Source organism: Arthrobacter glycogeni, from assembly GCF_054510815.1.
In genome coordinates this window covers 52,441-75,367 of sequence record NZ_JBTNDV010000001.1, presented here as the reverse complement: position 1 = coordinate 75,367, position 22,927 = coordinate 52,441, and the positions used below count along the sequence as shown (strand labels likewise).

19 protein-coding genes and 1 tRNA gene are annotated in these 22,927 nt (G+C 63.9%); 10 read left to right on the top strand and 10 right to left on the bottom strand.

Going from position 1 to position 22,927, the window contains the following annotated elements; genetic code table 11:
- Positions 1-55: 55 nt before the first annotated feature.
- The 5 genes from ACX80G_RS00335 to ACX80G_RS00315 all read left to right on the top strand — a co-directional run bounded on the left by ACX80G_RS00335 (position 56) and on the right by ACX80G_RS00315 (position 6,816).
- Positions 56-1,741 (top strand): HNH endonuclease, encoded by a 1,686-nt coding sequence (locus tag ACX80G_RS00335; RefSeq protein WP_459304983.1) that lies wholly within the window; start codon positions 56-58, stop codon positions 1,739-1,741.
- Positions 1,742-1,969: 228 nt separating this feature from the next.
- Positions 1,970-2,042 (top strand) — tRNA-Leu (locus ACX80G_RS00330).
- Between the two features lie 188 nt (positions 2,043-2,230).
- Positions 2,231-3,451, top strand: a complete 1,221-nt coding sequence (locus tag ACX80G_RS00325) for a DUF1611 domain-containing protein (protein WP_459304982.1) — start codon at positions 2,231-2,233, stop codon at positions 3,449-3,451.
- Entirely contained in the window at positions 3,448-5,154 is a 1,707-nt protein-coding gene (locus ACX80G_RS00320) for an ABC transporter transmembrane domain-containing protein (protein WP_459304981.1), read from the top strand. Before ACX80G_RS00325 ends, ACX80G_RS00320 begins: the two co-directional genes overlap by 4 nt.
- 279 nt (positions 5,155-5,433) lie before the next feature.
- Positions 5,434-6,816 carry an ABC transporter substrate-binding protein gene (locus ACX80G_RS00315; RefSeq protein ID WP_459304980.1) on the top strand — a complete coding sequence of 461 codons (1,383 nt, stop codon included), beginning with the start codon at positions 5,434-5,436 and terminating at the stop codon, positions 6,814-6,816.
- 327 nt (positions 6,817-7,143) lie between these two features.
- Here the strand turns inward: ACX80G_RS00315 and ACX80G_RS00310 are convergent, their stop codons facing one another.
- The 5 genes from ACX80G_RS00310 to ACX80G_RS00290 form a co-directional block, all read right to left on the bottom strand.
- Positions 7,144-8,565, bottom strand: coding sequence for an IS1380 family transposase (locus ACX80G_RS00310; RefSeq protein ID WP_459304979.1), 1,422 nt, complete (start codon positions 8,563-8,565; stop codon positions 7,144-7,146).
- Between the two features lie 249 nt (positions 8,566-8,814).
- Positions 8,815-9,555 (bottom strand): ABC transporter ATP-binding protein, encoded by a 741-nt coding sequence (locus tag ACX80G_RS00305; protein WP_171586476.1) that lies wholly within the window; start codon positions 9,553-9,555, stop codon positions 8,815-8,817.
- A complete protein-coding gene (locus ACX80G_RS00300) occupies positions 9,552-10,568 on the bottom strand; it encodes an ABC transporter ATP-binding protein (RefSeq protein ID WP_459305336.1) in 1,017 nt (338 codons plus the stop codon). The genes ACX80G_RS00305 and ACX80G_RS00300 overlap by 4 nt, the downstream gene beginning before the upstream one ends.
- Positions 10,569-10,687: 119 nt before the next feature.
- Positions 10,688-11,668, bottom strand: coding sequence for a branched-chain amino acid ABC transporter permease (locus tag ACX80G_RS00295; RefSeq protein WP_459304978.1), 981 nt, complete (start codon positions 11,666-11,668; stop codon positions 10,688-10,690).
- Positions 11,669-11,679: 11 nt separating this feature from the next.
- Positions 11,680-13,035, bottom strand: coding sequence for a branched-chain amino acid ABC transporter permease (locus tag ACX80G_RS00290; RefSeq protein ID WP_459304977.1), 1,356 nt, complete (start codon positions 13,033-13,035; stop codon positions 11,680-11,682).
- Positions 13,036-13,287: 252 nt separating this feature from the next.
- Here ACX80G_RS00290 and ACX80G_RS00285 point away from each other — a divergent pair, with 252 nt between their 5' ends.
- The gene (locus ACX80G_RS00285; protein WP_459304976.1) at positions 13,288-14,157 is read left to right on the top strand and encodes a Bax inhibitor-1/YccA family protein; all 870 of its coding nucleotides are present in this window, start codon (positions 13,288-13,290) and stop codon (positions 14,155-14,157) included.
- An 88-nt stretch (positions 14,158-14,245) separates the two neighbouring features.
- On the opposite strand, the gene galK is transcribed toward ACX80G_RS00285, so the two are convergent.
- The 3 genes from galK to ACX80G_RS00270 are packed head-to-tail and all read right to left on the bottom strand — an operon-like array spanning position 14,246 to position 17,444.
- Positions 14,246-15,412 (bottom strand): galactokinase, encoded by a 1,167-nt coding sequence (gene galK / locus ACX80G_RS00280; RefSeq protein ID WP_459304975.1) that lies wholly within the window; start codon positions 15,410-15,412, stop codon positions 14,246-14,248.
- On the bottom strand, positions 15,409-16,572 hold the full coding sequence (gene galT / locus ACX80G_RS00275; protein ID WP_459304974.1) for a galactose-1-phosphate uridylyltransferase: 1,164 nt from the start codon (positions 16,570-16,572) through the stop codon (positions 15,409-15,411). Before galT ends, galK begins: the two co-directional genes overlap by 4 nt.
- Positions 16,569-17,444 (bottom strand): DeoR/GlpR family DNA-binding transcription regulator, encoded by an 876-nt coding sequence (locus ACX80G_RS00270; protein WP_459304973.1) that lies wholly within the window; start codon positions 17,442-17,444, stop codon positions 16,569-16,571. The genes galT and ACX80G_RS00270 overlap by 4 nt, the downstream gene beginning before the upstream one ends.
- Before the next feature lie 154 nt (positions 17,445-17,598).
- Here ACX80G_RS00270 and ACX80G_RS00265 point away from each other — a divergent pair, with 154 nt between their 5' ends.
- The 3 genes from ACX80G_RS00265 to ACX80G_RS00255 are packed head-to-tail and all read left to right on the top strand — an operon-like array spanning position 17,599 to position 20,688.
- Entirely contained in the window at positions 17,599-18,852 is a 1,254-nt protein-coding gene (locus ACX80G_RS00265) for an AI-2E family transporter (protein ID WP_459304972.1), read from the top strand.
- Positions 18,845-20,098, top strand: a complete 1,254-nt coding sequence (ilvA, locus tag ACX80G_RS00260) for a threonine ammonia-lyase (RefSeq protein WP_459304971.1) — start codon at positions 18,845-18,847, stop codon at positions 20,096-20,098. Before ACX80G_RS00265 ends, ilvA begins: the two co-directional genes overlap by 8 nt.
- A gap of 2 nt (positions 20,099-20,100) precedes the next feature.
- The gene (locus ACX80G_RS00255; protein WP_459304970.1) at positions 20,101-20,688 is read left to right on the top strand and encodes a rhomboid family intramembrane serine protease; all 588 of its coding nucleotides are present in this window, start codon (positions 20,101-20,103) and stop codon (positions 20,686-20,688) included.
- Between the two features lie 26 nt (positions 20,689-20,714).
- On the opposite strand, the gene greA is transcribed toward ACX80G_RS00255, so the two are convergent.
- Positions 20,715-21,212, bottom strand: a complete 498-nt coding sequence (greA, locus tag ACX80G_RS00250) for a transcription elongation factor GreA (RefSeq protein WP_459260120.1) — start codon at positions 21,210-21,212, stop codon at positions 20,715-20,717.
- Between the two features lie 255 nt (positions 21,213-21,467).
- Entirely contained in the window at positions 21,468-21,914 is a 447-nt protein-coding gene (locus ACX80G_RS00245) for a DUF4307 domain-containing protein (RefSeq protein ID WP_459304969.1), read from the bottom strand.
- 67 nt (positions 21,915-21,981) lie between these two features.
- On the opposite strand from ACX80G_RS00245, the gene mca reads away from it, so the two are divergent.
- Positions 21,982-22,911, top strand: coding sequence for a mycothiol conjugate amidase Mca (mca, locus tag ACX80G_RS00240; RefSeq protein WP_459304968.1), 930 nt, complete (start codon positions 21,982-21,984; stop codon positions 22,909-22,911).
- Positions 22,912-22,927: the final 16 nt, after the last annotated feature.

The window sequence follows — 22,927 nt, the reverse complement described above, 5'->3', positions numbered from 1 at the left end:
CCGGGGGCCTTCCTGCAGACCTTATTTTGTCAGAGGCGAGTGATGGAATGGGGGTATGAAAAGCAGTAAAGCCGTCGTCACCGGGTCGGTAGTTTCTTCCGGTTCTGGTGTGGCTTCCGGCTTCAAGGGCGGTCCCGCGAATCCGTTCGCGGGGACGCCCGGTAGGACTTCTAGGGGGGCTTGTGGTGGGTACGGTTCTGACGGCCCGTTGAGCGTCGTCGCCGTATGGACGGCACCCGTCGCTGACCCGCGTGAAAGCTCCGCTGGTTCCGGCTCTGCTGGTTCCGGGTTCCCTGACTCTGGCCCTGCTGATTCTGGCTTCAGAGATCCGCATTCCTGGGCGCGCTCCAGCGATGCGCCTCCTGCGTTGACGGGTGGGGTGGGGTTGGTTGCGGTGGGTGGCCTGGATTGTTCTGAGGCGTTGAACGCGTTGAGGGACATCGACGGGTTGAGGTCCTGGGCGGATGCGCAGGAAGCGAAACTTATCACCCGGATTGTGGACCTCCAGGCCGAGTGGATTAATGCTGGCCAATCGGCGTTGGGCTTGTCGAAGACCCTGACGGGGTCGGAGATCGGCGCCGCCCTGCATTTGCCCGAGCGGACCGCGGGACACCTGATCGAGCACAGTACGCTCCTGGCCCGGCATTACCCGGCGACGTTGAACGCGTTGGAGGCCGGTAGGTTCTCGCGCCGGCACGCGTGGGCGGTAGTGGAGGAGGCCGCCAGCGTCCCATTCACCGCTGCTGAACCCTCTGCAGTGTTCGAGAGCCAGCTGATCGAGAAGGCGGCGGTGTTGACGGTGGCGAAGTTCTACCATCAGGCCCAACGACTACGCGAGGCGCTGCACCCCGAGTCCGGTATCACCAGGCGTGTGAAAGCTGTGAGGGAACGCGGAGTTCTCCTCAACCCGGCCTACGACGGGATGGCCTGGCTCGAAGCGTATTTGCCTGTCGAGGATGCCGCGGGGATCTACCACCGGGTGGACACCGCTGCCCGGAACTTGCAGGGCCCCGACGAGCCCCGCACGTTGACCCAACTCCGCGCTGATGTCCTCGTTGATGCCCTCACCGGCGCCGGCCCGGAATCCGCCGGTCAGACTCACCCTGAGAGGGCTGGCGGGGATTCCTTTGCCGGCTCACGGGCCGGAACACCCGGGGAGGGAAACCAGTCGAGGGAGGGAAATCGGTCGAGGGAGGGCATCCAGTGGAGGGATAGCGACTCGTTTTGGGGGGTGCAGGCGAAGGTGTTTGTGACGGTCCCGGTGCTGACCCTATTGGGCGGGGATGCGCCGGGTGAGTTGGAGGGGTACGGGCCGATCGACCCGGACACTGCCCGGAGGCTCGCTGGGCACGCGCCGTCGTTTACGAGGATCCTCACCCACCCCTTCACGGGGGCCAGGTTGGGTGCTGATGCGAGCACGTATCGGGTGCCGAAAGATTTGCAGGACGCGGTCAGGGTGCGGGATGGGACGTGCCGTCATCCGGGGTGTAACCGGTTGGCGGTGTTCTGCGAACTCGACCACACGATCCCCTGGTCTCGGGGCGGGACGACCAGTTACTCAAATCTTGCAGCGCTCTGTAAACGTCACCACATGTTCAAAACAGAGGGTTACTGGCACTACACCCAACCCGAACCTGGGACGATCATCGCGATCTCCCCCGAAGGGGAAACCTACCTCACCCGACCAGACCCACCACCAACACCACCGCCGCGACCAGAACCAGAACCCCCGCCGATCTGAGGTGGAGTCCGTTTCCATGGCCTGAACTGGGACAAAACTATCCCTTCAATTCGACCGGAGACTTCCTGATCAAGGCCCTAAACGGCGCTGGCGCCGCTCAAAGGGACATTCGCTGTCGCCGAGCCGTTCACGCGCCTTTGGCGGTGTGGCGGGGGCCTCGCTGTGGCGTCTGGATCACGCTCTCGCCCGCGATCACGTATTCTGAGGTAGACGATTCAGCCCGTCAGCGCCCCAGTAGCCCAATGGCAGAGGCACCAGACTTAAAATCTGTTCAGTGTCAGTTCGAGTCTGACCTGGGGCACCGCTCACTGTTCTTGCCGTCTACCGGTGAACCGCCCTCTGCTGGGTCGACTACCCGGCGCCAGGTAAGTGAACTTCTCATGAAATGCTGATAAGAAGACTTTCATCTGTGTCTCATGATCATCTTTTCTTAGCATTCTTTACTGGAGTGACTGCCACCCCTCCTACCTCCCGCTAAGGAGCTTCATCATGAGTTCGATTGTTGAGCCAGTAAGTCTGAGTACCTCCGAGTCGCCCACCGTTCTGACCGAGGAATCGGTCAGAGAGCTGGGAAGAGAACCGAACGTAGCGCCCTCGGTGGGGGTGGCAAAAAAGTTGGAAGGTACAGGTAATGACTTCGCAATTCCGGTTGACGCCGAGCGGTTGCAGCAAGCGAAGAGGGCCTACACGACGCGCTTCCTGTCCGCGTCGCTGGATGAGGACGCGAGCGGGTACCTGCTCCGCCAGGATGTTCCCCGTCCGGGGGACATCGTTCTGGCACGTGTAGTGGAGCTCGGGTCACACCTCAAACTGGAAAGCCCGGTCTCACGCCGTCAGGCAATGTTTGTGGGGGATGAAATCCTCGTCGCTTACGGCAACCGATACGCGCCAGACCAGTTCCTTGCCGAGGTCCCGCGGGATCTTGGCGAATGCCAGCTCGTCGCGGGGGGCGGCGTTGCCGGAAGGGTTCTTGAGCAGCACGCCGGGATGAAGGAGGCCACCATCATCCTCCCTATTGGGTTACTCGCGACAACCGAGGGTGTTCTTAACTTGAGAGACTTTGCACCGGCCGAGGTACCCCCCGCGCCGTCTGGTGTCAGGAAACCTACCGTTGTCGCGGTACTCGGTACGTCGATGAACTCGGGGAAGTCCACTACTCTCGGCTGCCTCGTGAACGGTCTGACCAACGCTGGATTGCGCGTATCAGCTGGCAAGGCGACGGGTACGGGATCGGGGAACGACCCCCGGCTGTTTACCGACGCTGGGGCCCGCCTGGTCCTCGATTTCACTGACTTCGGCTACCCGACGACGTTCAGGCTTGAGTACACGGAGGTGCGCAGCCTGCTGTCCAGGCTGGTTGCACGGTTGAGCACTGAAGAGACCGACGTCGTCGTCGTTGAGATCGCCGATGGCGTGTATCAGGGCGAGACGGCGCGGCTGCTCGCGGACCCCATATTTCAGGGCATTGTCGATCATGTGCTGTTTTCCGCAGCCGACGCACTCGGAGCGACAGCGGGCGTCCGGATACTGCGCGAGAGCGGTGTGAAGGTCGCCGCGGTGTCCGGGCTGCTCACGGCCTCCCCGATGGCAGCAGGGGAAGCCGCCTCGGTACTCGACGTCCCGGTCATCAAAACTTTCGATCTCTGTCTGGCTGAGGTTGCGCGGAGCATCGTTCGGGTGGTGCAGCCCACCGCGGCGCAGACATCGTGAGTGCCGGAAGCAAAGCCGGCCGGGTTTCGGCGCGGCTACCGAAACTTGTGGAGCGGGATCGAAGAGGCATTCTGGCCCTGCTCATCGGTACGGGGCTGCTGATGGCGGCACTGGCCGGGCTGACTGCCATTTTCATGACGATGCTGCTCGGAGGGGGCGCGGACCTCCTTGCGGCATTCCTCGCGGGAACAGGTCTCATCACCGTGGCCTGCGGGATCGGTGTTCTCCGATCGGTTGAACGCGTATTGGCTGAGCGTCTCGGTCAGAGTTACATTCAGCAGATCAGGCTCAAACTCGTCGACGCCGCTCTTACCGCCGAGAAGCCCCCGCCTGCCGGCATCACGATCGCCCGGGCCACCAATGATCTCACCAGTGTGCGCAACTGGGTGGCTCTTGGAATAGCGCCGTTGGCAGTCGGCATTCCCATGATTTTGGGGTCAGCCTTGGGTCTGGGGCTTCTCAGCCCTGTCCTCGCCCTTGCCGCTTTGATCCCCCTGACAATCCTGGCGGGGGTCATGGTGATCCTCGCACATACGGCGTTTGACCGAGCGAAAATCGTCCGACGCAAGCGAGGGCGGCTCGCGTCGCTGCTTGCGGATACCGTTGCGGCGGCGCCGGCCATCAAGGCGGCAAGCGGGGAGAGGCGTGAGCTGCGCCGGATTGGCAAGGCCGGTCAGGAGGTCGTAGACGCGGCCGTCGACCGTTCGCGGATTACCGGCTGCATCCGTGGTTCCGCCGCGGCTGCGGCAGCAATCGCCGTTGCGGGGGTCGGCATCGTCGGCGTATGGCAATCGATTGACACGGCCACGATCGCCGGCGCGCTGACCATCGTGGGTCTGATGTCCGCACCTGTCAGCGATCTGGGACGCGTGGTCGAGTACCGGCAGAACTTCAAAGCTGCGCGCCGGATACTGGTCCCGGCACTGAGCAATGTCAAGGAGCTGGACCGGGGCCAGATACCGGCTGGCAAGACAGTGAACATTGTGCGGCAGCTGCCGCAGGCTCTTCCCAGGGGAGAGGGTGTCGTCTCCGTCGTCGGTCCGCTGTCATGTGGTGTCTGCGCAGCTCCGACTTTGCGTGCCGTGCCAGGGGACCTGGTTGTCGTCGAAGCGACCGACCCGGCCCGCGTCGACGCCGTCTTCGCGGCTCTGCTGGGTTTGCGGCAAGAGGAGGCAGTTGCTGTGTGCGTCGACGGCATGGATCTCTTGTCCGCGCACCCCGAGGAGAAACGCCAGCTGGTGGGCTACGCCGCTGCGGGCTCCTATCTGGAGCGGGGAACGGTCGAACGCGCTGTCCGGTATCGCAGGCCTGACCTGCACCCTGATGAAGGGCGACGCGCGCTGGAACGCGTCGGCATAGCGGACACCATTGACGCCTTGCCCAAGGGCTACCGTACTCAACTGCGGCGCGGGGGCGAGCCGCTGACCGTTTCGGAACGGGCCCGGCTGGTCCTGGCCCGGGCGTCCCTCGCCTCACCGCCCCTGCTTGTGCTCAACAGGATCGACACCGAGCTGGACGACGACGGCCTGAACGTTCTGTGGGAACTCATTGACGGCTACCCCGGTGTGGTTCTGCTGTCACCCGGGCAACCCGGCGGAGCGGCTCTGCCCAGCACCGGACGTCGAACGGTGAAGTGGTCTCTTGACTGCCTGCACCTGGGAGCCGGCGCCCGTCAAGACAGCGCTGGCATCCTCGACGGCTAGCTGTCGGCCCACCGCGTACCTGCGCCTGCCCTGAGTTGGCGAGTAGCGCTTGATGGTGGCGGGCCGGGTGATCCCCGCGGGAGGTCATATGGTGGGCAGATTAGCGGTCCCGGGACCTATCGGAAAGGGTGCGGGAGCCTTCCTGTGGCGAGCGTTACAAGGATGTGACCGTATTTGCTTAGTTTCGACACATTTTTGCATTAGCTTTTCTACATACCAGGAACACCTGGTGATCGCATCAAAGGCCGATAATGCCTTTCGGTCGAGGAGAAAACATACATGACTGCAACACGCAACTTCGTGCGGCTCGGCATTGGGGACAATGCACCGCGCGCGGCGAAGGTCGCCGCCCTGGGACTGGGCATCGCGCTCTTCGCATCTGCCTGCGGCGGATCGACTCCTGAAGGAGACGGCGGCGAGAGTTCAACCGCACCCGCCGCATCTGGGCTTAGCTGCCCGGAGAGCCAGGGCGGCGAAGCGCCCGAGGCCAACCCGAAGGGGGACCCGTCCGCTGTCCCAGAGGCCACCACAGTTTCCGACACTCCGCTGGTGCTGGGAACGTTGCTCCCTACCACGGGTGCGCTCGCGTTCCTCGGCCCACCCGAGATCGCCGGCACAAACCTCGCGATCAAGGAGATCAACGAGGCGGGCGGTGTGCTCGGCAAGGACGCCGAAATCGTCCACCGTGACTCCGGTGACACCACCACCGACATCGCCACCCAGTCCGTCACCGACCTGCTGTCGCAGGACGTCAGCGGCATCATCGGTGCCGCTTCGTCCGGTGTTTCACGCACCGTGATCAACCAGATCACCGGCGCTGGTGTCATCCAGATGTCCCCGGCGAACACTGCCCCAGACTTCACTGACTGGGACGACGACGGACTGTACTGGCGAACGGCACCGGCGGATATCCTGCAGGGAGGCATCCTCGGCAACTACATCATGGAATGCGGAGCCCAGACCGTGGGCATGATTGTCCTCAACGACGCCTACGGCACCGGACTGCAGGGGTTCGTCACAGACGCGGTCGAAAGCGCCGGCGGTCAGGTGGTCGCCAACGAGATGTTCAACGAGGGCGATTCACAGTTCAGCAGCCAGGTTGACGCGGTGGTAGCCGCTGACCCGGACGCCATAGTTGTCATCAGCTTCGACCAGGCCGCCAGTATTGTTCCACTGCTCACCGCGCAAGGTGTGGATCCGACAACCATGTTCTTCGTTGACGGCAACACCAGCGACTTTAGCGAGGACCTGGATCCGGGCACGCTCGAGGGAGCCCAGGGTACGATTCCCGGCCCGTTCACCGGTGACGCCTTCCAGAAGGCACTGCTTGAGATTGATCCCGCGCTTACCAGTTGGAGCTACGCAGGCGAAAGCTACGACACCGTCAACTTGATGGCATTGGGGGCTGAAGCAGCGGGCTCGACCGACGGCAAGGCCATCGCTGCCGAGTTGCAGGCAGTGTCACAGGATGGCGAAAAGTGCTTTGACTTCGCGGCCTGCGTGACCCTGCTGCGCGACGGTGAGGATATTGACTACGACGGTATCTCCGGCCCGATTAGCTTCGACGAAAATGGAGATCCTACCGAAGCGTTCATCGGGATCTACGCATTCGACGGGGACAACGTCCCGCAGCCGAGCCGTTCAGAAACAGGAAAGCTCTAAGCCGGCTAGTCAGTTCAACCGATCAAACCAGCACCACACTCGCACCACAAACGGTCGCTGTACCTCCCGAATTGTTTGGGGGGTGCAGCGGCCGTTTTGCTGCGCCGAGAAGTGAGCTCCGGCGGGTCTGGAGGGCTCTATGTCGCTCTAGCCTCGATTTTTCATCGGAGTTTGGGTCGGGTGTTTGAGGTCGATGGGCGGGGCCGCTTGTGCTGTATTGGTTTTGGGGCGTGGTTGGTTGCCCTGTTGGGTCGCTCTGGGTGGGCGCCGGTTCCACGTCCGGTGGGTTTTCGTCTCTGATCGTTGGGGTGATCCCAGGGGTAGGGGTTAGCCGGGCGCGGGGTGTTTGAGTGAGGTGATCGCTGCCAGTATCACGGTCATGAGGGCTCGTTCTGGGACGGTTTCCGAGAACAAGAGTTGTTGCTTGCGGGCCGTGGTGATGAGTTTTCCGGCGGTAGCGAAAACCCGGTAGCGCCAACGCTTGATGTCCCAGCACGCGGCCCGGTGCCCGGCGGGCAGGCAGGTGAGTTGCAGCCAGGAGGTGAGATTCAGAGCCAAGGATGCCAGCGACGCCCAGGCCTGGTTCGCGGCGAAGGAATGAAAGGGCAGTTTCCCCAGGCCGGTGTTCTTCAGGGTCTTGATGCGGTTCTCGCACCGGCCTCGAGCCCGGTGGCGTGCAGCCAGTGCTGGTGCGTGCCAGCGCGGTGAGTTGGTCAAAAACGCGGTGATCCGGTGACCGTCCAGATCGAGCAGGGTGGGTTGAGCTCCAGGGTGAAGGGGTTCGGCCCGCAGATAAATGTTCGTGCCCGGCGGGTAATCGATCAAGGGGATGACGTCGGTGGCGTTGATGACCCACGCATCGGGGCGGTTGTTTCCTGCGGCGTCGAGGGCGGGCTGCCAGTTGGTTTGGTCTTCAAGCCAGTGCACCATGTGGGCTTTGCTGGCTGGCAGCGGGTAAGACGTGGAGAACTGCACGCCAGCATCGTGGAGGTGCCAGAGAAACTTCCGGGACGCTCCGGCACTGTCGGTGCGGATGAGTACTCTGTCCCCGATCAGTGTCCCTGTTTCGTTGAAGAAGCCGTCGGGTAACTGGTTGATGGCGGTGGTGAAGACACGGATATGGTCAGCGGCGTTGTTCGCGCCAGCGTTGCCGGGGCGCAGTAAGCACGCCAGAATCTCTCCGGTACCGTACCCGGTGCCGTGATCGATGGACGCGGTGAATGGCGCGAACCCGTAGCCGCCCTTATAGGTGCCCGCCACGGCTTCCTTGTCCGAGTGGCTGGTCACTAACGTCGCGTCGAGGTCAATGATCAGCGGCTCCGCCGGTGTGGCACGTGCGGCTGGATTCCGGTCTCCGGCCGCTTTCCAGACCCTCGAGCGCAGCGTCCTGGTCAGGGTTTCAAACCCGTGGGCGAAAACCTCAGGATTCGCGGCGGCCCGGTCGAAGAACCTGGACACGGTCGCGTCGGAGGCCACGGGTCCGAAGATGCCAGATTGGCTCCGGAACATGTCTAGATCCGAGACGTATTCACCGCCAGCACAGAGCATCACCGCGAGACGGGCTACCAGCCCGCCGGGGCGGTGGGCGGCACCGGGCGGGGTGAACTGGCGGAGCCGGTCCTCGCACAAATCCTTGAAATCCAGGGCGTCGATGAACCCGGTGAGGATCTTCATTCCGGCGTGGGAGATCAGCGACTGGCCAGTGAAATCCACCGGAACCGGCGGGAAAACATGGGTAGACTTATGCATCGAAAGGGTGCTCCCTCTTGATCAGAAAATAACGGCTTAGACACCACTATTTTCCCAAGTCAGAGCACCCTTTCCCTGCTTAAACACACCTCAAACCACACATCCGATGAAAACACGGGGCTAGGTCGCCTGATCTCACACCTTGGCGAGGATAGCGGTGGTCGGGGACTGACCCGAGCTAAGACGCGCGCCACCGTGCAACGCCCGGCTGGATTCCCAGCCGGGCGTTGTACGATATCACACCGCCTGCTAGGCGGTGTCGGCGAGGGTGCCCAGGTACAACTGGATCACCTTCGGATCCTTCATGAGCTCACGGCCAGTCCCCGTGTACGCGTCCTTGCCCTGATCGAGCACGTACGCCCGGTCGCAGATCTGGAGGCAGCGGCGGGCGTTCTGTTCGACCATGATCACCGATACCCCGGCGCGGTTGATCTCATGGACGCGCAGGAAGGTTTCATCCTGCTTCACCGGAGACAGACCGGCAGAGGGCTCATCAAGCAGGAGAACCGCTGGGTCCATCATGAGCGCACGGCCCATCGCCACCATTTGGCGTTCGCCACCGGAGAGCGACCCGGCCCGCTGCGCCCGCCTCTTCCCCAGTTCGGGGAACAGGTCGGCGACGAACTCGAACCGCTTCTTGAAGTCCTTCGGGCGCTGGTACATGCCCATCTCAAGGTTCTCCTCGATGGTCAGCGAGGCGAACACATTATTATTCTGGGGGACAAACCCAACCCCCTGGCTGACCAGCTTGTTGGCTTTCAACCCGGTGATGTCCTTATCCCTGACCACTACTGTGCCGGAATGCACCTTCACCAAGCCGAACATGGCCTTCAACAGGGTGGACTTGCCGGCCCCGTTGGGTCCAATAATGCCGATCAGCTCACCCGAGCGGGCTTCGATGCTGCACCCGTTGAGAATGTTGACGCCCGGTAGGTAGCCGGCCACCAGGTCGGTGACCTTGACCACCGACGTACTGTTGTCCTCGCTCATGGTCGGGTCTCCCTATTGTCAGGCGCGGTATCCGGTCCGCTGGTTTCCGTTGTGGTGGTGCCCCCCTGCCCCATCTCCGGCTGGCTACCGCCGGGACTGGCGAGGATTCCGGCATCGGCGGTCCCAACGACGGAATCTTCATCCTGGGCAAGCTCAACCTCAAGCAGCTCCACGCCCTTCGAATCCCCGAGGTCGACGTCGTGATGGGCACCGAGATAGGCATCAATCACCGCTTTGTCCTTCATGACCACCTCTGGCGGTCCTTCGGCGACGATCTTCCCCTCAGCCATCACCACCACCCAGTCGGCGATGTGACGGACCATGTGCATATCGTGCTCGACGAACAGCACTGTCATGCCTTCGGCTTTGAGATTCTTGATGTGGTCCAGCAACGACTGGGTGAGAGCCGGATTCACGCCGGCCATCGGTTCATCGAGCATGACAAGGACTGGCTTGACCATCAGGGCCCGCGCCATTTCGAGCAGTTTGCGTTGACCGCCGGATAGCGACGCCGCGTAGTCGTCCTTCTTGGCGTCGAGTTTGAACTTCGTGAGCAGGACGTCCGCCTGTTCGGTGATTTCCTTCTCCCGCTTACCCCACATCCCTTTGAAGAGGGCGCGCGCCAGGCTCTCGCCAGGCTGCTTCGTGGCGCCGAGGCGCATGTTTTCCATGACGCTCAGCTTGCCCATCACCTTGGTGAGCTGGAAGGTGCGGACCATTCCCATCCGCGCCACCTTGTAGGGCGGCACACCAGCGATGCTGTGGTCGTCGAACCGCCACTGCCCACTGTTGGGTGTGTCGAACCCGGTCAGCAGGTTGAACAGGGTCGTCTTTCCTGCGCCGTTGGGGCCGATCAGTGCGGTGATCTTGTTGCGGGGCACTTCCAGATATTCGACGTCGACGGCGTTCATGCCGCCGAAGCTTCGCGTCACTTTCTCGGCCACCAGAATCGGATCCCTTTTCTTGCAGCCGGGACCCGTCTCACCAGCGGCGATGTCGCGTGAATCAGTCATGTAGTCAACCGATGTGGCAGCTCCGCTGACAGCTTCCGCCGACCTCGCTGCGACAGCCGCGCTGTGCTTGGGGGGACGCGGGTCTCCGGCGGTATTCGGCTGCGTTTCCTGTGGTTCGGTCATGCGAACGCCAGCTCCTTCTTGTTACCCAGGACGCCCTGGGGTCTGAACACCATGAGCAGCATCAGGGCAACACCAACAAGGATGTACCGCAGCTGACCGGCCTGCACGTTGGACAGGAAGGTAATGGCTCCAATTTCGATTGCTCCGTACAACAGCCCCTGAGTTAGCGACAGCACCACCCAGAAGATCATCGCGCCGACCACTGGGCCGAGAACGGTTGCCATGCCACCTAGCAGGAGGCAGGTATAGAGGAAAAAGGTCAGCTCGGTGGCGTAGTTAGCAGGTTGCACGGCACCGCGGGGGAGCGTGAAGATCATACCGGCAAGGGAACCGAGCAGGCCACCGATGACCAGGGCCTGCATTTTGTAGGCGTAGACGTTCTTGCCCAGGGCACGGACGGCGTTCTCGTCCTCCCTGATGCCCTTGAGAACCCGGCCCCACGGGCTGCGCATGAGCAACCAGACGGTCAAGCAGGCGAGGGCTACAACGGTCCAGCCCACGATCCTGATCCAGAGGTCACGCTCATTCATCGCGATGGGCCCCACATTGTAGGATCCCGGAGCCAGCGGGTTCAACCCGAAGAAGCCATTCTCGAAGTTGGCAAGTCCGTTGGCTGACCCAGTGACATCGGTGAGTCCGTTGGTGGTCACGATATATCTCACGATCTCTGCTGCGGCAATGGTGACGATCGCTAGATAGTCGGCGCGCAGTCGAAGAGTGGGGATACCCAGGAGGAGAGCGAACAGCACGGAGGCTGTGAGCGCCACCAGGACGGCGACCGGCAAGGGGGCGTTGAACGTGAGCGTCGAGATGGCGTAGCCGTAGGCGCCGACCGCCATGAAGCCGGCCTGGCCAAAGTTCAATAGGCCAGAGTAGCCAAAGTGGACGGCCAGACCGAGGGCGGCCAGTGCATAGGCGGCGGTGGTGGGGCTGATCATTTCGCCGAAGGCGAGTGCAAGAATATTTCCAAAATCCATGGTGTGAGCCCCTAACCGACGCGCTCTTTGCGGCCCAGGATACCCTGCGGCCGGAACAGAAGAACCAGAATCATGATCAGAAGCGCACCCACATATTTGAGGTCGGCCTCCAGCCAAATGGTGGAGATTTCAACGAACAGTCCCACAATGATGGACCCGATGAGGGCGCCGAACACGGTGCCGAGTCCGCCGAGGACGACGCCGGCGAAGATGAGCAACAGGATCTGCTGACCCATGTTGAACGAGACACCGGGACGGTAGTACGCCCAGAGGATGCCTCCGAGCGCAGCCAGGGCACCGCCGACCATCCAGACGATTCGAATCACTCGGTCCACATCAATACCCGACGCGGCCGCGAGGGCAGGGTTATCCGAGACGGCTCGGGTGGCCTTACCGATGCGGGTGCGCAGCAGGAGGAACCCGACGAGCAGGATGATCACCAGTGAGATCAGCAGCGAATTGAGGTTGTTTTGTGAGATGGAGACCGGGCCGAAGTCGAGGCGTGCGCTTTGGGCGCCAGGTAGCTGCTGGGTCGCGCCACCGAAGTTGAACTGGATGATGTACCGAAGGGCCAGCGCGAGTCCAATGCTGACGATCATCATGGGGACCAACCCGGTACCGCGGCGTCGCAGCGGCTTCCACAGGCCGGCGTCCTGTACCCAGCCGAGAAGTGCGCCAGCAACCACCGCCAGCGGTATGGCAACGAAGATGGGCAACCCCAGGGCGGCGAACCCGAAGGCGACGACGGCACCGAAGGTGACCATCTCGCCGTGGGCGAAGTTGGTCAGTCCGGTGGTACCGAAAATCAGGGACAATCCGACGGCGCTCAGCGCGAGGAGCAGGCCGAAACTGAGGCCGGCAAGGGTCCGCTCGGCAAGGGTGTCCCAGAAGCTGGTGGTATTCGTGACAATTCCCTCGCCAAACAGGAACAGCGTCGTCACATTGGAGGTACCGGAGAAGGTGACTGTTCGGGGGTTGGCTTGTCCCTCGGCCAGGGTTGTGCCCTCGGGAAGAGTCTCCTCGACGAGCGTAACCTCGTAGGCGCCCTGTTCCGGGACGCCGACCGACCAGGATCCATTGGCGGCGGAGGTGGCCTCACCCTCGAAGCCGTTACCCGTCACCGAAATGGTGACGTCCGGAAGGGGTCCGTCGGCGTTCCTGAGAACACCACTGATCCGGTCCGTGAACTCCTGGGCCACGACCTGGCCGGCGGGAAGTGAGGACGATGCCAGCGCACCAGGGGAGGTGGCGGGTGTCCCTGGGTGGTAGCCCTGGGCTGCGGGGGCGCTGAGCAGCAGGATGGCTATGAGGCCGGTCGTGAAAACCAGCAGCCTCCTGATCCACGCAGGCGTCGGTCGGGTTATCAAGTTGTGAACCTCACTATGGGCTACCCCGCCGGCGTTCCGGCGGAGTAAGGACGGCTTGTGACACATGTCACCGAGTGTGAGTTCATGTTACCCGTGCAGCGTTTCGCCTGGAGCCCAAATCGCTACGGGCGGGTAGCGATTGGGTAACGACTGCCGTGGGGCGTTGTGCCGTGGGGGAACAAAATGCCCCAGCGGGCGTTGGGATTGGTAAGGTTAAATGTACATTCATCCCCCATTGGAGGACTAGTTAACATGGCACTTGGCGGTAACCCGGTATTCAACGGAAAGAACTTCCGTTCCGCTGCGCGTGGCGACAACCCGGCAGGCAGTGGTTCTGCAGGGTACGGTGCAACGGCACTCGCTGGCCAGAGCGCCCTGAGCACCACCCAGATGGAAGACCTGTACAACCAGCCGTCAGCTGGCCCTTCACAGATGGGACGGATGACCTTCGACGACGTCATCGTCAAGACGGTCCTGTCTATCGGCGTGGTCCTGCTGGGTGCGGCTGTTCCGGCCTTCCTGCTCCCGGGTCTCGCCATGCCACTGATGGTCGTTGGCATGATCGGCGGGTTCGTCCTTGGCCTGGTCAACTCGTTCAAGCGCGAGCCGGTCCCCGCGCTGATCCTCGGCTACGCGTTCCTTGAGGGCCTGTTCCTCGGTGGGCTGACCATGTTCCTTGAGGCGATGTATCCCAACATCGCCCTGCAGGCGCTGCTCGGCACGCTGACCGTCTTCGCCGTCACCCTGGTCCTGTTCAGGAGCGGCAAGGTACGGGCGACACCGAAGGCGATGAAGATTTTCATGATCGCGATCATCGGCTACGCCGCGTTCAGCCTGATCAACCTCGGCCTGATGCTGTTCGGTGTGAGCCAGGACCCGTGGGGCCTGCGCGGCGCGACCATTCCTGGTACTGACATTCCCTTCGGACTGGTCATCGGGATCTTCGCAATCGGCCTCGCCGCCTTCTCCCTGGTCATCGACTTCACCTCGATCAGCGTCGGTGTGCGTAATGGTGCACCCCAGAAATACTCGTGGACTGCGGCCTTCGGCCTCACCGTCACCTTGGTCTGGCTGTACGTCGAGTTCATCCGCGTGATCGCCATCATGCGCGGCAACGACTAGCCTCCCGGCAGCACCCAAACAGCCGCACCAAAAGGACGGCGCCCGCAGCGATTGCTGCGGGCGCCGTCCTTTTGGTGCACCCGGGTGTTCAGGCGATCCGTCCGGCGCCGTCGGCTGGCAGCACGGAGAAGATCGACGGGGCGGTGAATCCGGCAGCGGCGAAGGCATCCTGTACGGCGGCCGTGACGCGGTCGACGTCGTCGTTGGGTGTCAGCGCAATCGCTGCACCGCCGAATCCACCCCCGGTCATCCGTGCCCCCAGGGCACCGTTACTCCGGGCCGACTCGACTGCACGGTCGAGCTCAGGGCAGGAGATTTCGAAGTCGTCCCGCATCGATGAGTGGCTGGCGTCGAGCAGCTGCCCAATCGCCGTCGGGCCTTTGGCGGCCAGCAGCTCCACCATGTCCTCGACCCGCGCATTCTCGGTCACCACGTGCCGGACGCGACGGAACGTCTCCTCGTCGAGAGTCCCGGCGGCCTCCGCAAGGTCCGCTACCCGTAACTCACGCAGCGAGGCTACCCCCATCAGTTCGGCTCCCCGCTCGCAGGATCCGCGCCGGTCGGCGTAGCCGCCGGTTGAATGCGAATGGCTGACCCGCGTATCAATGACCAGGAGGGTCAGTCCCGTCTCGGCGAGGGGGAGTGGCACCAGTTGGGCCTTAAGGCTGCGGCAATCAAGGAACACCGCGTGCCCGGAGCGGCCGAGCAGTGACGCGGACTGGTCCATCACCCCGGTCGGCGCTCCGACCATCTCGTTCTCGGCGCGCTGACCCACCAACGCCAGCTCGGGCGCCGACAGCCCGGCACCCGCCAAATCGTTGGCTGCCACGGCGACGGCGCACTCGATGGCAGCCGACGAGGACAGGCCGGCGCCCACCGGGACGCTCGAGTCGATCAGCAGGTCCAGCCCGGGCAGCCGATGCCCCGCCTGCTCCAGCGCCCACAGGACCCCCACCGGGTAGGCTGCCCAGCCGTCGACGCTGCCCGGGCGCAGCCCGTCGAGCTCGACCGTTACGTCGTCGCCGCCGCTGAAGGTCGACGCCACCCGGACCGTCCGATCCGTCCGGCGGGCCGCGGCGACGCGTGTTGACTGGTTGATGGCAAAGGGCAGCACGAAGCCCAAGTTGTAGTCGGTGTGCTCCCCGATCAGGTTCACCCGGCCGGGCGCCGACCAGACCCCCACCGGGTCGCTGCCGAACCGCCCAGTGAAGGCTGCTACAAGATCGGTTACCGGCGGTGGTACGGGGGGCTTCATGGGGTGTCCTCTGTTGTTGGTTCGCTGGCGGTTGTTGATCCGACGGCGGTTGTTGATCCGACGGCGTCGCGGAGGTTAGCCGCCACCTGTTCGGGCGTGGTGTCGTTGATGAAGGCGCCCATGGCGGCCTCGGATCCCGCGAGGAACTTGAGCTTGTCCTCGGCCCGGCGCGGGGAGGTCAGCTGCAGGTGAAGCCGGCTCGCAGGGCGCAAAGTCGCGTCAAGTGGTGCCTGATGCCAGGCCGCAATGTAGGGGGTAGGGGTGGAATAGAGCCGGTCAACCCGCCCCAATAGATCCAGGTAAATAGTAGTCAGTTCATCGCGTTCATCGTCGGCCAGGCCCGCGAGGTCAGCAACCTGGCGGTGCGGCACCAGGTGGACCTCCAGCGGCCAGCGGGCGGCGAAGGGCACATACGCGCTGAAATGTTCGCCCTCAAGGATCATGCGCTCGCCGGACTCCCGCTCGGCTCCCAGCATCCCCGCCAGCAGCGTTTCCCGCCCGTCGACGGCGTCGTAATGCGCCCGCGCTGCCCTCGCCATCACGGCGGAGCGGGGCGGGATGAAGGGATAGGCGTAGATCTGCCCGTGTGGGTGCAGGAGTGTGACGCCGATGTCCTCGCCCCGGTTCTCAAAACAGAAGACCTGCCGGATCCCGTCGAGCGCCGAGAGAGCCTCCGTCCGGTGCGCCCACGCATCGACGACGGTCCTCGCCCGGTCCGGGGTGAGGGACCCGAAGGAACCCTCGTGGGCGGCGTCGAACGCCACCACCTCGCAGCGCCCGTACGCGGGAGCAGTGGTGCCCCACCCCGCGGCCTCCGGTAGCCCGCCGAGGGATGGACCGAACGATGAGAAACGGTTCTCGAACACCACCACCTCATAGTCCGGCGCCGGGATCTCCGACTGGTTGCGCTCGGTGGTGGGGCACAGGGGGCATTGGTCCGCCGGTGGCAGATGCGTCCGGGACTGGCGGTGCGCCGCGACTGCCACCCACTCACCGGTGAGGGCGTCGAAGCGGGCGTCGCCGGTGCCGCCACGCGCCGGCAGCCCCCGGGTATCGGCGACAGCGGCCGGGTCCCGGTGCAGGGCAGCGGACGTGTCCGTCGCGTCGAAATAGATCAGTTCACGACCATCGGAGAGTCGGGTGGGAGTAACCAGGGTCATGGGTGGGTTTCCTTGGCTGGAGCGGTGTCGGGGGTGATCAGGGTGGTGTGCAAGGCCAGCTCGGCGAGGGGATCAACGAGGTCTGCGTCGCCGGCGTCGGCGTCGTCCATGTCGTCCACGTCGTCTGTGGGATGGACCGCTGGTGAACCGTCGGTGACGATGCAGTTGAGCTCGGCCAGGTCAGCGATACGCGCCAGGCTGATCACTCCTACCTTGGTGGCGTCGGCCAGCACCACCAGTCGCGCGCAGTGCTGCGCGAAGGCGCGGTTGGTGTCCGCCTCGGCCAGATTTGGGGTGGTGATCCCGGCGTCGGGATGGATCCCGTGGACGCCCATGAAGCAGATGTCAACGTTGAGGCTGCGGACCGTGGCCGTGGCGAGCGGCCCCACCAGGGCCTCCGACGGCGATCGTTCACCGCCGGTGAGGAGTACGGTGATCCCGCTCGGCCGTCCAGGGGCGGCGTCAACGGTCAGGCCGTGCAGTAACTCGGCCACCGGCAGGGAATTGGTCAGCACGGTCAATGGGCCACGCTCCGGCAGGAGGGCAGCGAGCTGGTACACGGTAGTGCCGCCCGTGAGGGCGATGGTCATCCCGGGTCGGATCAGCTGGCTGGCCCTTCGTGCGATCAGCTTCTTCGCCGCCGAATGCAGATCCAGATTGGCTGAGAATCCCGGTTCAAGTGCGCTGGACGCAGGTGACCGGGTTGCACCGCCATGCACCCGGATCAGCGCGCCCATCGCGTCGAGCGCATCGATGTCGCGGCGGATCGTCATTTCCGACACCCCGAACAGGTTGGCAAGCCAGGAGACGCGAACAGAATATTTGGACACTAATTCGCTCACGATCGCGTCGCGCCGTTCAGCGGCAAGCATGAATTCCTTCCCAAAGTGACGTTTTCTAACAGTTTCAAACATATCCGAAAATTGCGGTGATCACTAGGGCGAACCGCTGACGGGGTCCCGGGCCGGTCATCCGGCGTCGTTGAGTCAATGTCGTTTGGTCAGTAACGTGTGGAAAGATTGCAGGATGATTCGCCCCGCGCAGCGGAAGCCCCAGGACGTACGTCAGGATGCCCCCGACCAGGCGTCACGGCACGCGCTGGCCCGGAACGTCCCGTACGCGTTGAGCCTGTCGGCTGCGTGGGCCTGGCGGGTCGGCCTGATCCTCCTGGTCGCCGGGGGGCTGATCTGGTTGCTCGGCCACATTTCGCTCCTGATCATTCCCCTCCTCCTGGCCGGCCTGCTGGCGAGCCTGCTGCTGCCCGTGATGGACCTGCTCAGGAAGGCAAAGATTCCCAACGGTCTGGCCGTCGCCGTCACTGTTGTGGTGTTCCTCGGTGTGGTGGGCTCGATGGCGACGCTCGCCGGACGACAGCTGGCGCTCGGGTTCGCTGACCTCTGGGATGAGGCGGTCGAGGGGATCCAGCAGGTCCAGGGTTGGTTGCACGATGGGCCGCTGGGACTCACCACCATCCAGATCGACCAGTTCATTGACGAGGGTGCCGCCGCCGTCCAAAACAACAGTGGCACCATTGTCACCGGGGTAATTTCTCTGGGGAGCAGCGCGGGGAGCTTCGGGGCGGGGGCGCTGCTGACCGTTTTCGCTCTGATCTTTTTCCTGCTGGAAGGTGAGCGGATCTGGCGTTTCGTCGTCGGCCTGATGCCCCGCGACGCCCGAACGGCCGTCGACGGTGCCGGCCGTCGCGGCTGGTCCTCCATGGCGAACTACGTGCGCGTGCAGATGCTCGTCGCCTTCGTGGACGCGGTGGGCATTGGCGCCGGCGCTGCCCTGATCGGCGTTCCCCTGGCGCTGCCGCTCGGTGTCCTGGTGTTCCTCGGATCCTTTATCCCCATTGTGGGAGCCCTGTTCACTGGCCTGGTCGCTGTCCTGCTGGCTCTGGTGGCCAACGGCTGGGTGAATGCGCTGATCATGCTGGTCATTGTCCTCGCGGTGCAGCAACTTGAGGGGCACGTCCTGCAACCGTTGATCATGGGCCCTGCGGTGTCGCTGCATCCCCTGGCGGTCGTGCTCGCCGTCGCCGGCGGGACACTCGTCGCGGGCATCCCGGGTGCACTTTTTTCGGTGCCGCTGCTTGCCGTGGTGAACACTGTGGTGCGGTATATCGCCTCCCGCTCCTGGGAAACCGATCCCGCGGTGGGTGGTGTGCCGCCCCCGCCCGATGGAACCCCCGAACCGTCTACCGGCTCACCCCACACCGATCCGTATGACAGTGGGAAACCACTCACAGTAAAGAACCACGAAAGGCCAACCAGTGACTGATCTTCTTGATCTCGCGGTGACACTCGACGATGTCCAGGCTGCACAGAAACTGCTGGACGGCGTCATCGCCCGCACCCCCATCGAAGAGTCGAGGGCCCTGGGGCGGCTCATCGGCGCGAACGTGTCGTTGAAATGCGAAAACCTGCAACGGGCAGGATCATTCAAGATCCGCGGCGCCTATGTCCGCATGGCTCGGCTCTCCGACGCCGAACGAGCCCGGGGCGTGGTTGCCGCGTCCGCCGGTAACCACGCGCAGGGGGTCGCCGTCGCCGCGGCGCGTCTGGGCATCACGGCACGCATCTACATGCCGCTCGGTGTCGCCCTGCCCAAGCTGGCGGCGACCCGCGGCCACGGCGCCGAGGTGGTGCTGCACGGCCACAACGTGGATGAGGCGCTCGCCGAAGCCAAGCGGTACGCCGAGGAGACCGGCACCGTGTTTGTGCACCCCTTCGACAACGTGGACGTGGTGGCCGGACAGGGGACCATCGGCCTGGAAATCCTCGAGCAGGTGCCCGACGTCGACACCATCCTGATGGGGGTGGGCGGCGGTGGACTCCTGGCCGGCGTCGCCGTCGCCGTCAAGGCCAGGGCCCGCGAACTGGGCCGGGAAATCAGGATCATCGGCGTGCAGGCCGAGAACGCTGCGGCCTACCCGCCGTCGCTGGCGGCCGATGCGCTGGTGCCGCTGACCAAAGTGTCCACCATCGCCGATGGTATTGCCGTCGGACGGCCGGGCCAGCTCCCGTTTTCGATCATCAAGGAACTGGTCGACGACGTCGTCACCGTCACCGAGGATTCGCTGGCCCGGGCCTTGATCTTCCTGCTGGAACGCTCGAAGATGGTGGTTGAACCCGCTGGCGCGGTGGGCGTGGCAGCCCTGCTGGACGGCAAGCTGACCGAGAATGGTGCGTCGCCGGGTAACACAGCCGTCATCCTCTCGGGCGGCAACATTGATCCCATGCTGATGCTGAAGGTCATTCAGCGCGGCCTCGCCGCGGCTGGCAGATACCTGGTGGTGCGGATGCTCCTCGACGATCGCCCGGGCTCGCTGGCCACCATCTCCCGCATCATCGCAGAATCCGATGCCAACGTGACCGGCGTCGATCACACCCGGGTGGGTGGGTCGATCAGCATGGGGGATGTCGCCATCACCATCAATATGGAAACCAAAGGCGAGGAACACTGCCACCTCATCCTGAACAACCTGCGGGCCGAAGGCTTCCAGCCCATGGTCATCGAGGGTTGACAATGCTCGCGGCACGGGCCCGCAAAGGATTGTTGCTGGTCGGCGCGTTCACCGCACTGCTCTGGGCCATCCACCTGGTCAATCTGCTGACCGGTGCCCGGCTGATCGGCTGGTTGGGGATCGATCCGCGGGAGCTGTCGGGGCTCGACGGCGTGGTGTTCGCGCCGTTGCTGCACGCGGGATTCGGTCACCTGCTGAGCAACACGCTGCCGCTGCTGGTGCTCGGGTTCCTGACCTTCCTGGAGGGGACCAGACGCTTCGCTGTGGCGGTCGCCGCAAGCTGGCTTGCCTCGGGAATTGGGGTGTGGATCTTCGGCGGGGGACTCACCATCGGTGCCTCGGGCCTGGTCTTCGGCTTGTTCGCCTACCTGATTGTCAGAGGATTCTACAACCGTAGCCTCCGGCAGATCCTGCTGGCTGGCGTGCTGTTCCTGATGTATGGCTCAATTCTCTGGGGGATCCTGCCCAGCGTTGGCTCCAACGTGTCCTGGCAGGCGCACCTGTTCGGAGCGCTGGGGGGAGTCCTCGCCGCCCTGATACTCAGACGGCGGCCCGTCCCGGATGGGACGGACCGCCGTCGACAGTCATAGGCGCGGCAATCGCGCCACAGTGTGTGCTAACCGACGTACGGCGTGGCTGACAGTACCTCGACGTCGATCGACTTGCCGTTCGGGGCGGTATAGGTGACCTTGTCACCCGATTTCTTGCCCTGGATGGCTGCTCCCAGCGGAGACTTCTCGCTGTAGACGTCGATGTCGGTGTCGCCGGCGACCTCCCGGCTGCCGAGTAGGAACGTGGCGTCGTCGCCGGCAATCTTGGCGTGGACCAGCATGCCGGGCTCGACGATCCCGTTGTCTTCGGGGGCTTCACCGACATGGGCGCTTTCGAGAAGAGCTGTCAGTTGGCGGATGCGTGCCTCGGACTTGCCCTGTTCCTCTTTGGCTGCGTGGTAGCCGCCGTTTTCCTTAAGATCGCCCTCGGACCGGGCCTGCTCAATGCGGGCGACAACCTCGGTTCGGCCGGGACCGGACAACTGTTCCAGTTCGGCTTTGAGGCGGTCGTAGGACTCCTGGGTAAGCCATGCGACAGGTGCACTGTTGGTGGACACGGGCATCTCCTTAGCTCTGTCCGAAACCCGTCAACTCAGTGGTTCCGGCATGGTGGCAGCCTGCACAAGGTGCTGTAAGCAGGCTTAGTAACAAATAAAGGCTCCACCCTGGGATGACCACATACACCGCTGATCACCGGTTGGGGGAGCCGAACGTCTTACCCCCAGTGTAGTCGTGATGCCTGACATATCCCAAGGGAGCGCAGGGGGGTAGGGCCCTAAATGTAGTGAAACCGAGACGTTCCGGCCTTGGGGAGGGTCCTAGGACGAGGGGGTCTCCTCGAGCACCCAGCAGGCGTCGACCCCACCGGAGACACCTTGGGACTCGGTGCGAAGCTGCGCCCGGTGCGCGGTGGTCCGTCCGCCATCGGTCCCCTTATCGGTGCCGTTGGGGCCGATCTCCACCACATCCCACCCGACCACAGCGTAGGTCTCGCTGAGTACCTGGACGGCGCATTGCACAGTGCTCTCGGGCGCCTTGGTGACATCGAAGTCCACCGTGGCATTGCCGGGGTCCTGGATGCTGAACCCGACGTCCTTGGCGGTCACGTCGCGGACACCCGTTTGCAGGCTGAACACGGCGGTAGCAACCACAGCGAAGGCCAGGGCGGCCCAGATGATCCGCTTCCTTGTCCGCCCCGGAATTCCCGGCTTGGGGCTGCCGTAGCGATTGGCTACTCTTGATACTGGCGGCTGGTTGGTATCCATCGCACACCATTTTATCCCCGCCGGATTTTATTGCCTAAAGCGACAGCCGAAACCACAGGAGCAGTAGTTGCCCAGCCCGGAAAACACCTCATCATTTAGCGCGTCAACTCTTGGCCAGGGATTCCGGTTGCTGGCGGTCCACGCACACCCGGACGATGAGTCGAGCAAGGGCGCCGCCACCATGGCGCGGTACGCGGCCGACGGTGTCGATGTCCTGGTTGCCACCTGCACCGGCGGCGAACGTGGCGACATTCTCAACGAGAAGATCGCTGGCGAACCGCACGCGCTGCGGGACTTGGCCGGCCTTCGCCGGCGGGAGATGGCGGGCGCCGCGACGGCGCTGGGAGTCCGCCAGCGCTGGCTGGGCTTCACCGACTCCGGTTTGCCGGAGGGGGATCCGCTCCCGCCGCTACCCTTCGGGTGTTTCGCCCTGCAGCCCCTGGAGCGCGCGGCCGCCCCCCTGGTGAAACTGATTCGCGAGTTCCGCCCGCACGTGATCCTCAGCTACGACGAGAACGGCGGCTACCCCCACCCCGACCACATCATGGCGCACAAGGTGGCTGTCGAGGCCTACCACGCGGCGGGCGACGCCGAGCGATACCCGGGGACCGGGGAGCCCTGGGCCCCGGCCAAGCTGTACTACGACCGCGCCTTCAACCCTGAACGGTTCCACGCCCTGCACAACGCGCTGGAGGAAGCCGGGCTGCAATCGCCGTATGCCGCCCGGATTGCTGCCTGGCTGGAAGCCGACTCTGAAGGCCACCAGGCGCCAGCGCCAACCCACGAAACCACCACCCAAATCGAGTGCGGCGCGTTCTTCGAAGACCGCGATCGGGCCCTGCTGTCCCACCGCACCCAGGTGGACCCGGAGGGGTTCTTCTTCGCCGTGTCGGCGGACCTGCAGCGGAAGGTCTGGCCGTGGGAAGACTACTCACTTATTCACGCCCGGGTTGAGGCCACACTGCCCGAGACCGACTTCTTCGCTGGCATAGAATAGGGAGGGTGGGCCACGC

Coding starts and splice junctions, on each gene's coding strand:
- ACX80G_RS00325 (WP_459304982.1), top strand. CDS start 2,231: ATGAGTTCGATTGTTGAGCCAGTAAGTCTGAGTACCTCCGAGTCGCCC.
- ACX80G_RS00270 (WP_459304973.1), bottom strand. CDS start 17,444: ATGCTTGCCGCTGAACGGCGCGACGCGATCGTGAGCGAATTAGTGTCC.
- ACX80G_RS00295 (WP_459304978.1), bottom strand. CDS start 11,668: ATGGATTTTGGAAATATTCTTGCACTCGCCTTCGGCGAAATGATCAGC.
- ACX80G_RS00310 (WP_459304979.1), bottom strand. CDS start 8,565: ATGCATAAGTCTACCCATGTTTTCCCGCCGGTTCCGGTGGATTTCACT.
- ACX80G_RS00285 (WP_459304976.1), top strand. CDS start 13,288: ATGGCACTTGGCGGTAACCCGGTATTCAACGGAAAGAACTTCCGTTCC.
- ACX80G_RS00335 (WP_459304983.1), top strand. CDS start 56: ATGAAAAGCAGTAAAGCCGTCGTCACCGGGTCGGTAGTTTCTTCCGGT.
- greA (WP_459260120.1), bottom strand. CDS start 21,212: ATGCCCGTGTCCACCAACAGTGCACCTGTCGCATGGCTTACCCAGGAG.
- ACX80G_RS00300 (WP_459305336.1), bottom strand. CDS start 10,568: ATGACTGATTCACGCGACATCGCCGCTGGTGAGACGGGTCCCGGCTGC.
- galK (WP_459304975.1), bottom strand. CDS start 15,412: ATGAAGCCCCCCGTACCACCGCCGGTAACCGATCTTGTAGCAGCCTTC.
- ACX80G_RS00245 (WP_459304969.1), bottom strand. CDS start 21,914: ATGGATACCAACCAGCCGCCAGTATCAAGAGTAGCCAATCGCTACGGC.
- ACX80G_RS00315 (WP_459304980.1), top strand. CDS start 5,434: ATGACTGCAACACGCAACTTCGTGCGGCTCGGCATTGGGGACAATGCA.
- ACX80G_RS00265 (WP_459304972.1), top strand. CDS start 17,599: ATGATTCGCCCCGCGCAGCGGAAGCCCCAGGACGTACGTCAGGATGCC.
- galT (WP_459304974.1), bottom strand. CDS start 16,572: ATGACCCTGGTTACTCCCACCCGACTCTCCGATGGTCGTGAACTGATC.
- ACX80G_RS00305 (WP_171586476.1), bottom strand. CDS start 9,555: ATGAGCGAGGACAACAGTACGTCGGTGGTCAAGGTCACCGACCTGGTG.
- ACX80G_RS00255 (WP_459304970.1), top strand. CDS start 20,101: ATGCTCGCGGCACGGGCCCGCAAAGGATTGTTGCTGGTCGGCGCGTTC.